Source organism: Massilia sp. Root133 (assembly GCF_001426525.1).
Taxonomy (GTDB): domain Bacteria; phylum Pseudomonadota; class Gammaproteobacteria; order Burkholderiales; family Burkholderiaceae_D; genus Telluria; species Telluria orientalis.
The window spans coordinates 252,826-266,173 of sequence record NZ_LMEW01000023.1; the positions used below are offsets into that span (position 1 = coordinate 252,826).

At 65.6% G+C, this 13,348-nt stretch carries 9 protein-coding genes; 1 reads left to right on the forward strand and 8 read right to left on the reverse strand.

What is annotated here, in order from left to right; translation table 11 throughout:
* Window positions 1–152 precede the first annotated feature (152 nt).
* The 6 genes from ASD28_RS17070 to lplT form a co-directional block, all read right to left on the reverse strand.
* Window positions 153–905 carry a 2OG-Fe dioxygenase family protein gene (locus tag ASD28_RS17070; protein ID WP_056130430.1) on the reverse strand — a complete coding sequence of 251 codons (753 nt, stop codon included), beginning with the start codon at window positions 903–905 and terminating at the stop codon, window positions 153–155.
* A 41-nt stretch (window positions 906–946) separates the two neighbouring features.
* A complete protein-coding gene (locus ASD28_RS17075; protein ID WP_056130433.1) occupies window positions 947–2,935 on the reverse strand; it encodes a TonB-dependent receptor in 1,989 nt (662 codons plus the stop codon).
* On the reverse strand, window positions 2,935–3,420 hold the full coding sequence (locus ASD28_RS17080; protein ID WP_229412020.1) for a DUF6702 family protein: 486 nt from the start codon (window positions 3,418–3,420) through the stop codon (window positions 2,935–2,937). The genes ASD28_RS17075 and ASD28_RS17080 overlap by 1 nt, the downstream gene beginning before the upstream one ends.
* Window positions 3,417–5,750 carry a M1 family metallopeptidase gene (locus tag ASD28_RS17085; protein WP_056130436.1) on the reverse strand — a complete coding sequence of 778 codons (2,334 nt, stop codon included), beginning with the start codon at window positions 5,748–5,750 and terminating at the stop codon, window positions 3,417–3,419. The genes ASD28_RS17080 and ASD28_RS17085 overlap by 4 nt, the downstream gene beginning before the upstream one ends.
* Window positions 5,751–5,820: 70 nt before the next feature.
* Window positions 5,821–8,181, reverse strand: coding sequence for a M1 family metallopeptidase (locus ASD28_RS17090; protein WP_056130439.1), 2,361 nt, complete (start codon window positions 8,179–8,181; stop codon window positions 5,821–5,823).
* A 173-nt stretch (window positions 8,182–8,354) separates the two neighbouring features.
* Window positions 8,355–9,569 carry a lysophospholipid transporter LplT gene (gene lplT, locus ASD28_RS17095; RefSeq protein WP_056130442.1) on the reverse strand — a complete coding sequence of 405 codons (1,215 nt, stop codon included), beginning with the start codon at window positions 9,567–9,569 and terminating at the stop codon, window positions 8,355–8,357.
* A 143-nt stretch (window positions 9,570–9,712) separates the two neighbouring features.
* Here lplT and ASD28_RS17100 point away from each other — a divergent pair, with 143 nt between their 5' ends.
* On the forward strand, window positions 9,713–10,918 hold the full coding sequence (locus tag ASD28_RS17100) for a diguanylate cyclase (RefSeq protein ID WP_056130445.1): 1,206 nt from the start codon (window positions 9,713–9,715) through the stop codon (window positions 10,916–10,918).
* 16 nt (window positions 10,919–10,934) lie between these two features.
* On the opposite strand, the gene ASD28_RS17105 is transcribed toward ASD28_RS17100, so the two are convergent.
* Complete coding sequence (locus tag ASD28_RS17105) at window positions 10,935–12,209, reverse strand: glucan 1,4-alpha-maltotetraohydrolase domain-containing protein (RefSeq protein WP_056130448.1); 1,275 nt, start codon at window positions 12,207–12,209, stop codon at window positions 10,935–10,937.
* Window positions 12,210–12,396: 187 nt separating this feature from the next.
* Complete coding sequence (locus tag ASD28_RS17110) at window positions 12,397–13,260, reverse strand: NmrA family NAD(P)-binding protein (RefSeq protein WP_056130452.1); 864 nt, start codon at window positions 13,258–13,260, stop codon at window positions 12,397–12,399.
* Between the last annotated feature and the right edge of the window lie 88 nt (window positions 13,261–13,348).

Genomic DNA, 13,348 nt, shown 5'->3' on the forward strand with positions numbered 1-13,348 from the left:
AAAACCTGGATTCAGCCCGCACCGCAAGGTCGCGGGCTTTTTTTTTATCAGAAATTGTCCGACGCTAACATTTGTAGACGCATGCGATGCCGCATGCCTTTCTTTTGTTCAGTCGGGGACGCGCGGCGCAAACGGCCGCGCGGAGGGCAGTCTCAGGCGCCGGTCGTTTCGGCGTCGTCGCCCTGGAAAGCATCGGCGCGCCAGGTCAGCACGAGCGTGTCGCGGTGACCGTCGGCGCCGATGGGCTGGATCGGCGTCGATTCGTGGATGACGGACGCGTCGTCCAGCAGCAGCAGCGTCCACGGTTCCGTCATCGTGAAGCGCTGGCCTTTCGGGCCGTTCGCCTCGAACACGCGCGTCTCGCCACCCTTGATGTTCGCGCGCCCGATCAGGATGACGGCAACGAAGTCGACGCCGTCGCGGTGCGCGCCTTCGGGCGTGGGGCGGCCGATGCCGTCGGCGGTATCGATGCGGAACTGGTGCGCCTCGACGTACCAGGTCTGCCGGCCTTTCACCTGCGAGCACACGGCGCCCAGCGCGCGCAGCAGCTTGGGCCAGGCCGGCTGCTCGACGGTGGACGGCTCGATGGGCACGAACAGGCGGTGCATGCCGCCGTGCAGGGCGTTGTACTCGACCGGCTGCCAGTGCGCGCGGTGCGGGCTCTGCGTGAGGGTCTCGCCGCTGTCGACGAAGCACGAATGCCGGCGCCGGCGATAGCGGCCGCCGTCCTTCAGGTAGTTGTCGAGTTCCAGGCGGTTCCAGCTCGGCGCCAGCGCCGTCAGCTCAGCGAGCGAACAGCCGGCCAGTTGCGCCACGTCGGCCGGACGCAGCAGCGCATAGCCGTCGCCGCGCAGCGCGTCGGCGATGCGGGCCGGATCGGTATAAGGTGGTTGCGGTGTTGTCATCCCGGTAGCCTAGCACTTTTTGCAGGCGGCCGTGCCGGCCATCACCAGTTTCTGACGAGCGTCAGCCGGAACGAGCGCGCCTCGATCGGGTGGAAATGCACGTCCTCGCGCGGCGCCGTTTCGCCGCGCAGCTGCGACGCATAGTAGTAGTCGATCGCGGACGCGCGCCGGTTCGCCAGGTTGAACCCTTCCAGTTCCAGCCGCAGGTCGCGGCTCACGCGGTAGCCGAGGCGGCCGTTCAGGGTCGTGCTGGCGCGCGAGCGCACGCTGTCGTCTTCGACGAGCGGACGCGGTCCGAAGTACCGCAGGCGCAGCGCGCCTTCCCACGGGCCGACCTGGCTCACCGTCAGCGCGAGCTGGGCGACGCCCTCGATCGCTTCCGGGATGCGGTCTTGCCCCGACGCGACGCCGCGCGAGCGCGCATGCGCGTAGGCGGCATCGAAGTCGACCGACAACCATTTATACGGTTTATAGTAATTCGAGAACTCGATGCCGATGCGGCGGCTGGGCAGGCCGGCCTCGGTCGTCCCTTCGTCGCCGACGTACGTCAGCTCGGAATCGAAGTCCAGGCGGTACAGGGAGATGGCCGTCTGCATCGCCGGGATGGCTTCGGTGCGCAGGCCCAGCTCCATGCCGCGCGAGCGCACGAGGCCGGGCGCCGTGAGGGTCCCGCGCGCATCGTTGCTGTGGAAGCCTTCGCCGTAGTTCACGTAGAACTCGGTCCGGCGCCATGGGCCGAACACGATGTTGGCGGACGGGCTGGCCAGCGAGTCGCTGCCGTCGATGCCGCCGGTGCGCACGCGGACGCGATAATCGTCCGCGCGCACGCCCACCGTCGAGCGCAGCCACGGGTTCCAGCGCGTCGCGTTCTCGATGAAGGCGCCAAGGCTCGTCTCGACGATGTGGTCCGCGCGCGTCACGGACAAGGTCTTGCGCGCGGCCGTGCGATACAGGCCGTTGAAGATGTTGTCGTTCTGCGCCTCCACGCCGACGGTGATGTCCGACGTCGACGTCTCGCCGCGGTGCACGTGCCAGCTGTGTGTGGCGTTGACGCCGCTCGTCACGCGCCGGTCCGGCTGCGCGAACTGGTCGCCGTTGACCGGGTCGTTCATGAAGTACGTGAAGTCGGACCACAGGTCGAGCTGGTTGCGGATGACGTAGGCGCTCACCTTCGACGCCGAATCCTGACCCGTGCGGCGCCACACGCCAGACAGGCTGAAGCGCTTCGCTGCGCCGCCGTCGGTCGTGTCGATCGCGTCGAAGCGGCCCAGCTGGCCGGTCGCCACGGCGCGTTCGGGAATCTGGTCCGTCGCATTCCAGCGGCCGCGGTACGCCATCGCCGTCACGCTCCAGCCGTTGTTCGCGTAGCCGCGGCTGTAGCGCAGCACGCCGTTCAGCTTCTGGTAATCGTCCGGGTGCGCGTACGGGCCGTCGTTGTGCAGGGCTTCCAGCGCATACGTCAGCACGCCGTCGTCGATCTCCTTCGATGCGGCCAGCGCCGTGCGCGCGTAGCCGTCCTGGCCGATGCTGGCGGTGGCCACGTTGCGCGCGAGGCGGTTCGCATAGGTGATGGCAGCGCTGCCGGCGGACGCGAAATCGCCTTCGCTCGCGGAGTACGGCCCCTTCTTGTAGTCGAGGCGCGCCGTCAGTTCGGGGATCAGGAAGTTCAGGTCGGTCCAGCCCTGGCCGTGCGCGTGGCTGCGCTGGTTGACGGGCATGTCGTCCAGGTACGTGGCCAGGTCGGTGCCGTGGTCCAGGTTGAAACCGCGCAGGAAGAACTGGTTCGCCTTGCCTTCGCCGCTGTGCTGGCTGACGATCAGGCCCGGCGCCGCTTCCAGCAGTTCGCCGGGCCGGTACACGGTGCGCATCGCCAGTTCCTTCTGGTTGACGGTGCCGGCGCTGGCGGCATCCGCGATGCCCAGCTGGCTCGTGCGCGCGCCCTCGACGAGCACGCGCTGGATCACGGGATCGTCCGCCCACGCGCAGACGGGCACGAACAGCGTGGCGAGCAGCAGGGCGATCGGGCGCATCAGTGGACGGAGAGTTCGGTGCGGCTGCTGGTAAAGCCGAACGTGCGCAGGCTGCCGTTCGCCGTCAGGTTCACGGTGTTCTGCTGGTCGGGCAGGAAGTCGCTCAGCACGGCGTCGTGGATCGTCTCGACGTGCGCGACGGGCGTGCGCACGGCCTCCTGGAACACGACGACGCTGTCCGTGTCGACCGTCACCCCCACCCAGTTCAGCGGCAGGCGGCGGCCGTCCTTGTCGGCCAGCCAGAACTGCTTTTCCACGTACTTGCGCAGCACGGCCTGGTCGTCGGGATCGGACAGGTCGAACTGGCGCTGGTACAGTGCCGTCAGCAGCGCCTCCACGTCGTGCGCCATGTACGTGTGCACGACTTCCGTGCTGCCCGTGCGCTCGTTGTAGCTGATGTCGGCGATGCCGGCGTGGAAGCGGTGCGCGGCGGCGTGGATGCTCACGCAGGCGCACAGCAACATCGCGATGCGCTGCAGCTTCACTTGTCCACCTTTTTCAGCTTCTCGTTGAAATCTCTCATCAGGTTGTCCTTGTCACGCTCGGTCTTGTACAACTCCAGCCGCGACGGCACCGCCTTGCGTGGCCAGCTGTTGTTGCTGGTGTCCGTGTCCGCCGTCTCCCAGTTCGGGTCCTGCGTCAGCGCGACCATCGGTTCGTCCGTGACGATCAGCTTCGTGATCTTCTTCGGATTGTAGCGCCACACCTCGGCCGGAATCCGCTCGACGTATTTCTTGCCGCTCGCAAGCGTGATCTCGAGGATCAGCGGCGTCACGAGTCCACCGACGTTGCCGAAGTCGACGAGGTACAGATGCTTGCCTTCCTTCAGCAGGTTCCGTTCCCAGTCGTCGAGGTCGCCCAGCGCCTCATTGTACTTGTTGCGGTCGCGGTTCGTGACCGTGAACGCGTCGTGCTCGTTGTAGAAGTCCTTCAGTTCCGGATGGGAGTCCACGCGACGGGGCAGCGTGCCCTGGTTGCGCTGGTCCGTGACCGAGACCGGTTCGAGGTCGTGCTGCGCCTTCTTCCACGCCTTTTCGATCTCCGGATCCTTCGTACCGACCGTGTATTCGCTGATGCCGTCCACGCTCACGTCGACATGGTCCGTCGTGTAGAACCAGCCGCGCCAGAACCAGTCGAGGTCCGTGCCCGACGCGTCTTCCATCGTGCGGAAGAAATCGGCCGGCGTGGGGCGCTTGAATTTCCAGCGCTGCGCGTATGCGCGGAAGGCGAAGTCGAACAGGTCGCGGCCGAGGACCGTCTCGCGCAGGACGTTCAGCGCGGTCGCCGGTTTCGCGTACGCGTTGTTGCCGCGCTGCGTGACGGATTCCGAGTTCGTCATCACCGGCACCTGGTTACGGCTCTTCATGTAGTCGACGATGTTGCGCGCTTCGCCACGGCGCGACGGGTAGTGGTCTTCCCATGCCTGCTCGGCCAGGAACTGCATGAACGAGTTCAGGCCCTCGTCCATCCACGTCCATTGGCGCTCGTCGGAGTTGACGATCATCGGGAAGTAATTGTGGCCCACCTCGTGGATGATCACGCTGATCAGGCCATATTTCGTGTTCTTCGAATACGTCAGTTCGCCCGTCTTCTTGTCCTTCACGGGCCGGCCGCCGTTAAAGGAGATCATCGGGTATTCCATGCCGCCCACCGGACCGTTCACGGAGATGGCGACGGGGTACGGGTAATCGAACGCGTACTTGTTGTACTCGGCGATGGTGTGGATGATGGCCTGCGTGGAGTACCGTTCCCACAGCGGGTTGCCTTCCTTCGGGTAGAACGACATGGCGAGGACGTTCGTCCCGTCCTTCCTGAAACCCTGCGCGTCCCAGATGAATTTGCGGCTCGATGCCCACGCGAAGTCGCGCACATTGGACGCCTTGAAGCGCCACGTCTTCATTGTCGTGGCGCGCTGCTTCTCGTTCGCTTCCGCTTCCTGCTGCGTGACGATGACGACGGGTTTGCCGGCCGTGCGCGCCCGCGCGAGGCGTTCGCGTTGCGCGGCAGTCAGCACGGCGCCGGCGTTCTGCAGCTCGCCCGTCGCGGCGACGATGTGGTCGGCGGGGACCGTCAGCTCGACGTCGTAGTCGCCGAATTCCAGCGTGAACTCGCCGTCGCCCACGTACTGCTTGTTCTGCCAGCCGTGCGCGTCGTAGTACGCGGCCATGCGCGGGAACCACTGGGCGATCTCGAACAGGTCGTTCTTGTCCTCCTTGTCGAACCGCTCGAAGCCCATGCGCCGTCCAAGCACGGTCGTCTCGGGCACGTTGAAGCGCCACGCGATGTCGAACGCAACGCGCGCGCCGGGCTTCAGCGGCTCGGCCAGGTCGATGCGCATCATCGTCTTGTTGATCGTGGTGCGCAGCGGGTGGCCGCTGCGGTCCGTCACCGACGCGATCTTGAAGCCGCCGTCGAATTTCGCGCTCTCGACGAGGAAGCGCGCCGACTCGAACGGCGTGCCGCCCGACCGCCACGCGTCGCGCGACGGATGGCTGGCGATGCGGCGGTTGTCCGAATCGGCGCGGAACATGTTCTGGTCCAGCTGCACCCACAGGTAGGCCAGCGTGTCCGGCGAGTCGTTGTGGTAGGTGATGGTTTCCGAACCGGTCACGGCGCGCCTGGCTTCGTCGAGCGTCGCGCGGATGCGGTAGTCGGCGCGCTGCTGCCAGTACGCGTGGCCCGGCGCGCCGGACGCGGTGCGGGTGTCGCTGGGTGTCGGCAGCAGTTCGTCCAGCTGGCGGAATTTGTCGTCGAACGCCTGGGCGTGGGTGGCCGAGGCCAGGACGAGGAGGGCGATGAGGGGTAGGCGTTTCATGGCGGTGTCAAAAGTGAAAACGGCAACGGCACCTCGTGGGCGCCGTTGCCGCGGATAGACGTCGGGCGTGTTATTCCGCCTTGTCGTCCTTGGTCTTCAGCTTCTCGTTGAAGTCCCTCATGAGGTTGTCCTTGTCATGCTCGGTCTTGTACAACTCGAGCCGCGACGGCATCGCCTTGCGCGGCCAGCTGTTGTTGCCGGTGTCCGTGTCGGCCGTCTCCCAGTTCGGGTCCTGCGTCAGCGCGACCATCGGCTCGTCCGTGATGATCAGCTTCGTGATCTTCCTGGGCGTGTAGCGCCACACCTCGGCCGGAATGCGCTCGATGTATTTCTTGCCGCTCGCAAGCGTGATCTCGAGGATCAGCGGCGTCACGAGGCCACCGAGGTTGCTGAAGTCGACGAGGTACAGATGCTTGCCTTCCTTGAGCAGGTTCTTCTCCCAGTCTTCCAGGTCGCCGAGCGCTTCGTTGTACTTGTTGCGGTCGCGGTTCGTGACCGTGAACGCGTCGTGCTCGTTGTAGAAATCCTTCAGCTCCGGATGGGAGTCCACGCGGCGCGGCAGGGTACCCTTGTTGCGCTGGTCCGTGATCGAGATCGGCTCGGCATCGCGTTGCGCCTTCTTCCACGCCTTCTCGATCTCGGGATCCTTCGTGCCGACCGTGTATTCGCTGATGCCGTCGACGCTCACGTCCACGTGGTCGGTCGTGTAGAACCAGCCGCGCCAGAACCAGTCGAGGTCCGTGCCGGAGGCGTCTTCCATCGTGCGGAAGAAGTCGGACGGCGTCGGGCGCTTGAACTTCCAGCGCTGCGCGTATTCGCGGAAGGCGAAGTCGAACAGCTCGCGGCCCAGCACCGTCTCGCGCAGGACGATCAGCGCGGCCGTCGGCTTCGCGTACGCGTTGTAGCCGAGGGCGGCGATGGATTCCGAGTTCGTCATGATCGGCACCTGGTTGGTGCTCCTCATGTAGTCGACGATGGCGCGCGGTTCGCCGCGCGATTGCGGATAGTGCTCTTCCCACGCCTGTTCGGCCAGGTATTGCAGGAAGCTGTTCAGGCCTTCGTCCATCCACGTCCACTGGCGCTCGTCGGAGTTGACGATCATCGGGAAGTAGTTGTGGCCCACCTCGTGGATCACGACGCTGATCAGGCCATACTTGGTGCGGCTGGAGTACGTGAGCTCGCCCGTCTTCTTGTCCTTCGTCGGGCGCGGGCCGTTAAAGCAGATCATCGGGTATTCCATCCCGCCCACCGGACCGTTCACTGAAATCGCGACGGGATACGGGTAGTCGAACGAATACTTGTTGTACTCGGCGATCGTGTGGATCACGGCGGCCGTCGAGTATTTTTCCCACAGCGGATTGCCTTCCTTCGGGTAGAACGACTGCGCCAGCACATTGGTCGCGTCCTTCTTGAAGCCTTGCGCGTCCCAGATGAACTTGCGGCTCGACGCCCACGCGAAATCGCGCACGTTCTTCGCGCGGAAGCGCCACGTCTTCGTGCCGCCGGCGCGGGTCTTTTCGCGCGCCTCGGCCTCGGCCTGGGTGGCGATGATGACCGGCTTGCTGGCCGTGCGCGCCTGCTCCAGGCGCTGGCGCTGGGCGGCGGTCAGCACGTCGCCCGGATTCTGCAGCTCGCCGGTGGCGGCCACGATATGGTCGGCAGGGACGGTCAGCTGCACGTCGTAGTCGCCGAATTCCAGGGTGAATTCACCGGTGCCGAGGAACTGCTTGTGCTGCCAGCCCGTCACGTCGTAGTACGCGGCCATGCGCGGGAACCACTGGGCGATCTCGAACAGGTCGTTCTTGTCCTCGTCGAACTTCTCGTAGCCGGAGCGGCCGCCGAGCACCTTCTGCTCGTTGATGTTGTAGCTCCAGTCGATCGAGAACGCGACCTTCGCGCCCGGCTTCAGGGGCTGCGGCAGGTCGATGCGCATCATCGTGCGGTTGATCGCGACGTGCAGCGGACGGCCGCCCGCATCCTTCACGGCGGCGATCCTGAAGCCGCCGTCGAACGTGCTCTTTTCCAGCACGGAGCGCAGCGCGTCGAATTTATAGCCGTCTTCCGGCCCGCGCGCCTTGGCCCAGGCGTCGCGCGAGGGCACGGTCGCCGTCATGCGCGCGTCGGAATCGCGTTTATAGATGTTCTGGTCGAGCTGGATCCACAGGTAGGACAGCGTGTCGGGCGAATTGTTGTGATACGTGATCGTCTCGGTGCCGCTGATGGCGCGCCTGCTTTCGTCCAGCGTGGCGCGGATCGTGTAGTCGGCGCGCTGCTGCCAGTAGGCGTGTCCCGGGGCGCCGGAAGCGGTGCGGATCGTGGTCGGGGTGGGCAGCAATTCGTCGAGTTGGCGGAATTTGTCATCGAAAGGTTCCGCCGCGATTGCCGCCATGCTGAGGCATAGCGCCGCCAGGCCGATCGGGAAACGTATCATATTTACCCTGCATTCATGGTTGAAAGAAGGAAAATATTCTAGTCTTGACGTTCAGCCATTACCTTATTTGATGTGTAACAAGACTGATACATACGGATGGGCGTGGCGCGTGCGATACGGTCGGACACGCGGACACATGAACGGACACCGGGCGGACACCGCCGGCGGACACTTCAGTCGATCCGCGGCGCCGCCATCCCGCGCAAGACCAGCGTGACGAGCACGATCAGGAGGCCCAGCAGCACGAGCACGGTATCGAGCCGCAGCTGCGCCTGCAGGGCCAGCGCATAGGTGGACGTCATCGCGAGGATGGCGAGGTTCTCGTTGAAGTTCTGCACGGCGATCGACTGGCCGGCAGGCATCAGGCGGTGGCCGCGGTGCTGCAGGATCGCGTTCATCGGCACGACGAACAGGCCGGCCAGGATGCCGATCGCGAGCAGCAGCGGCAGCGCCACCGCGACGGAATGCACCCACACCATCGCGCACAGCCCGCCGCCCATCACGGCCCCCAGCGGCATCACGGACAGCGAGCGCACGAGCGGCACGGCCTTGCCGGCGACGGCGGCGCCTACCGCGACGCCGAGTGCGAACACGCCCTGCAGCGCCGCGGCACGGTCCAGCGTGAGACCGAGCACGTTCTGCGCCCACGTCAGCAAGAGCACCTGCAGCACCATGCCGCTGCCCCAGAACAGCGACGTGACCCCCAGCGAGATGCGGCCTTCGGGGTCCTGCCACAGCGTCCGGTTGCAGCGATAGAAATCGGCGAGCAGCGTGGGCAAAGGGCGGCGCGGGTCGTCCGGGCGGGCGCCGGCGTGCATCACGGGCAGGTTCAACAGCGTCGCCAGAAAATACGTCATGACGATCACGGCGACCGCCATGCCGATGGGCGTGGCCCGCCATGGCACGGTCAGGTGCAGCAGCCACGCGATCGCCTGCGGATTGGCGGAAAGGACGCCGCCCAGCACCGTGCCGAGGATCATGGCGAGCACGGTCGTGCCCTCGATCCAGCCGTTGGCCGCCACGAGGCGGCGCGGCGGCAGCACCTCGGCCAGGATGCCGTACTTGGCGGGCGAGTATGCGGAGGCGCCGAGCCCCACGATGCCGTAGGCGAGCAGGGGATTGGCCTTGGCCAGGATCAGCGAGCAGCCGAGCATCTTGACGGTGTTCGTCAGCAGCATCACGCGGCCCTTGGGAAAACGGTCGGCGAAGGCGCCGGCGAATGGCGCCAGCACGATGTACGACAGGACGAAGCCCATCTTGAGCATCGGCGTCATCCACTGCGGGAACGACAGCGTGGCGACCAGCGACACGCACAGGATGAACAGCGCGCTGTCCGCCAGCGACGAAAAGAACTGGGCACCGACGATGGCGAAGAATGCGGCATTCATGGGAAACGGTATATCACAGCCGTCCCGGACGCCGGTTTCGCTTGCTGTAAATACAGAAATTTTGTGATTGCGACAATTGGTTAGATTTGCATATGAACAATAGTTTTATACTTATGGAATTATCTATACAGGTTGGATGGCGTTTGGACGCTTTCACACTCATCGTGGCCGCCGCGCTGGCGGCGTTGACCATGGCCGCCAGCATGGGGCTGCTGTACCTCGCCAGCGCGCGCCAGGCCTGCCTCGTCGACTGGACGGTCGCCGCTGCGTTATTCGCACTGAGCAACGGGCTGGGCGCCATTGGCCTGCACCAGCAGGCGGGCCCCATCCTGTTCATCGCCTGCGTCAACGCGCTCCACATCGGCGGCCATTTCGGCATGCTGGCCGGGGTGCGGCGCCACCTGCACCTGGCGCCCGGCTGGCGCTGGGGCGTGTTGCTGATGGCCGCCGTGCTGGCGGCGCATGGGCTGATGTTCGCGCGCGGCGCCCCGCTGTACCGGCTCGCGCTGTTCACACCGTTCGTCGGCGCGCTCAATCTCGGCGCCGCGTGGCTGCTGTGGCGCCGCAGCGAGCGCGAGGCGTGCGCGGCGCATACGCCGCTGATCGTGCTGCAGGTGCTGTCCGCGCTGCAGCAGGCCGCGCGCATGGCGATCATGCTCGCGTACGACGGCCGCCCGCCGGGTTTCCTGGGCGGCGATTTCTTCCGCACGTCGGGCGCGCTGGCGATGCTCGTGTACATGTCGCTGGCGACGATGTGCTGCGCGTTGATCGTCAGCCACCAGCAGACATTGGCGTTGCGCCGAGCCTCGCTGACCGACGTGCTGACCGGCTGGCTGAACCGGCGCGCCCTGCACGACGTGGCCACGCGCGACTTCCGCCGCTGCCGCCGCAACGGTTCGGCCATGTTTTTCATCACGTTCGACATCGACCACTTCAAGCCCATCAACGACCGCTACGGCCACGGGGTGGGGGATGCGGCGATCTGCCACGTGACGGCACTGTCGGCGCGGGTGCTGCGCGGGTACGATGCGCTGTTCCGCATCGGCGGGGAAGAGTTCGCGGTACTGGTCGTCGGCGAACATGCGGGGAACGTGTGCGCCATGGCCGAACGCCTGCGCGAGGCCGTGGTGGCGACGCCGCTGACCGTCGAGGGGAAGCCGGTAGCGATGACCGTCAGCGTGGGCGTGGCCGCGCTGGATGCGCACGACCAGAAATGGGAAGACATCCTGAGCCGCGCGGACGTGGCGCTGTACCACGCCAAGCAGAACGGCCGCAACCGTGTCAGCGTGCATGGCAGCGACGTCATCGGCCGCGGCCAGGCGGCGCGGCTGCAGGCGGTGGGGGCCTGAGCCGCTTCGTGCGCTTTTACTTCATCCAGACGGCGTAGTTGTTACCCGACGTCTGCAACGTCCAGCCGGCGCCCGGGCTCCAGCTGTTCGGGCCGATCTTCATCGCCAGCTGGTGCGTCGTGCCGGTGATGATGGCCGCGTACAGGCCTTGCGTCGCTTGCTGGATCGCGACCGCCGACGTCGAATTCACGCCCGCGTTCTTGCGCACCGCCATCAGCGCCGCGATCTGCGTCTTGAGGTTCCAGTTGTAGATGTGCGGGTAGAACACGGTCGGGATGCCCGGGTGCGACAGGATATAGGCATAGCCTTCCAGCACCGAACCGCACGGCACGGGCCACAGGTTCTGGCCCGTGCCGCAGCTTTCGGCTGGGCCGGTGTCGTGGTTGTCGACGAACGTCACCGACATCGCCGGCCACCAGCCGATGGCGCCCTGCGGCTTGCCGTCCGTCGCCTTCAGGCGCCAGTAATTGCCGTTGGCGAGGGCGTCGTTGAGGATGCCCTTGGTCGTGAAGTCGAACGCGCCGCAGCTGTTGCTGGTGCCGTTGATCCAGTCCATGATCGCCTGGCGGTTCGCGTTCAGGTTGTTCAGGTCGAACGAATCCGGCCACATCTCGCCGACGCAGAAATCGGGCGCGAACGCGTTCGAATACTGGCCCGCGTAGCTCGCCGAAAAGCCTTTCACGTAGTCGAAACGCAGGCCCGAGAAGCCCACCGGCTTCAGCGTGTAATTCAGCCAGTTGATGATGCCGTTCTGGACTTCACCCACGTTCTTGTGGTCGAGGTCGCGCCCGGCGGAAAAACCCTGGCCCGTGTCGGCGTTGCCGAGGCCGCAGTTGCACTCGTCGCCGTTGACGATGGAATACGTGGTCCAGTTCGGATTCGTGAAATCGGACCAACCCGTGGTGCCGACGCGGTGGTTGACGACGACGTCGACGATGGATTTGACGCCCTTGCTGTTGAACGCGCTCACGACGTTCGTCAGCTCGGCCGCGCTGCCGTACTTGGAATCGAGCTTGTTCAGCTGGCGCGGCAGATAGCCTTCCTTGGCGCTCGAATCCGACGGCGGCGGGAACCACACGTGGGTGAATCCCATCGCGCTCAGGTCGCCGACGTTGTTCAGCAGGGTGTTGTACCAGTCCGGGCCGGTGTAATTGGCCGAGTTCCAGTGGAAACCCTGCAGGACGATGGCCGTGCTGCCGCCCGCCTGCTGGGCGGGGGTGGCGGCCCCTGCCGGGGCCATGGACGTGATCATGCCCGCCGCCAGCAGGGCGACGATGGTGCTCTTCTTCATGCTTCTCCTCCGATGTGATACGGGTAAGGTCCCGGCGAACAACGGAGGGCGTACAAAAGTCCGTTGCTCAGCCAGGTACTTTTACTACGTATCGGGCGATCATTCTGTGATGTTTTCGTGCCCGATGGGGGAGATTCTTAGCTATGCGTATTTTCGTGTCAATCTAATTTGCATAAAGTGTGTAGTTTTAATACTTTCGACTTGCGCTTTCGCAAATGAAATCCTCAAGCGACGTCGCACCGCGGACGGGGTCGTCCGGCCAGCGGTCCTGCTCGTCCAGCACGGTTCCCGTCATGCACGTATAACTGCGCGCCGCTTCCGCCGAAAAGCCGAGCTGGCGGAACGTCTGCTCCCAGGCATGGCGCGGGACGACCTCGACGTCGACGGGGCGGCCGAGTGCCCGCGCGAACGCGTCGGCGACGTCGAGCGGCGTGTAGCGGCGCGGGCCTTCGATGTAGAGGGTCTCCGTCCGGTCCGCGGGCTCCATCAGCCGCTGCGCGGCGGCTTCGCCCAGGTCGCAGGGCGCGACCATCGGGATGGCGGCATCTTCCGGAAAGAAGCTGGGCAGCTTGCCGCGGTGGCGCACCGTGTCGAGCATCTCGGTCCAGTTGCTCATGTAGTAGGCGCCGCGATTGACGGCGACAGGCACGGCCTGCGCCCGCAGCTTTTCCTCGAATTCGAACAGCACGGTCAGGTCGCCGCATGGCTCGCCGGCGCGCGCGCCGAACGTCGAGACGGCGACGGTCTTGCGCAGGCCGGATCCCGTTACCGCGTCGACGATGGCGGCGGCATTCGCGCGCTCGACGGCGTCCGTGTCGGTGAACGGCGCGGCCGGCGGATTCAGCAGCAGCGCGGTAGTGCCCGTACGCAGGATGGCGCGCAGCGCGGGCACGTCGCGCACGTCCGCGACGGCGACTTTCGCGCCGGCATCCCGCAGCCCGGCCGCATGGCCGGCATTGCGCGTGACGACCGTGACGGGTTCGCCCCGGCGCAGCAGCGCGCGGGCCGTGGCCGAGCCGACGTGGCCGGTGCCTCCGATGATGATGTGCATGACGATCTCCTTGGATAACGAGGCGACAATGTTATGAGACGACGTTGACAGTTTTTGTCAGGAGCGTGGATTCGGTGGTATGGTCGAG

What these genes read in the sequence shown, in the direction of transcription:
- ASD28_RS17070 (WP_056130430.1), bottom strand. Translation starts at nt 905, where the DNA reads ATGACAACACCGCAACCACCTTATACCGATCCGGCCCGCATCGCCGAC.
- ASD28_RS17075 (WP_056130433.1), bottom strand. Translation starts at nt 2,935, where the DNA reads ATGCGCCCGATCGCCCTGCTGCTCGCCACGCTGTTCGTGCCCGTCTGC.
- ASD28_RS17085 (WP_056130436.1), bottom strand. Translation starts at nt 5,750, where the DNA reads ATGAAACGCCTACCCCTCATCGCCCTCCTCGTCCTGGCCTCGGCCACC.
- ASD28_RS17090 (WP_056130439.1), bottom strand. Translation starts at nt 8,181, where the DNA reads ATGATACGTTTCCCGATCGGCCTGGCGGCGCTATGCCTCAGCATGGCG.
- lplT (WP_056130442.1), bottom strand. Translation starts at nt 9,569, where the DNA reads ATGAATGCCGCATTCTTCGCCATCGTCGGTGCCCAGTTCTTTTCGTCG.
- ASD28_RS17105 (WP_056130448.1), bottom strand. Translation starts at nt 12,209, where the DNA reads ATGAAGAAGAGCACCATCGTCGCCCTGCTGGCGGCGGGCATGATCACG.
- ASD28_RS17110 (WP_056130452.1), bottom strand. Translation starts at nt 13,260, where the DNA reads ATGCACATCATCATCGGAGGCACCGGCCACGTCGGCTCGGCCACGGCC.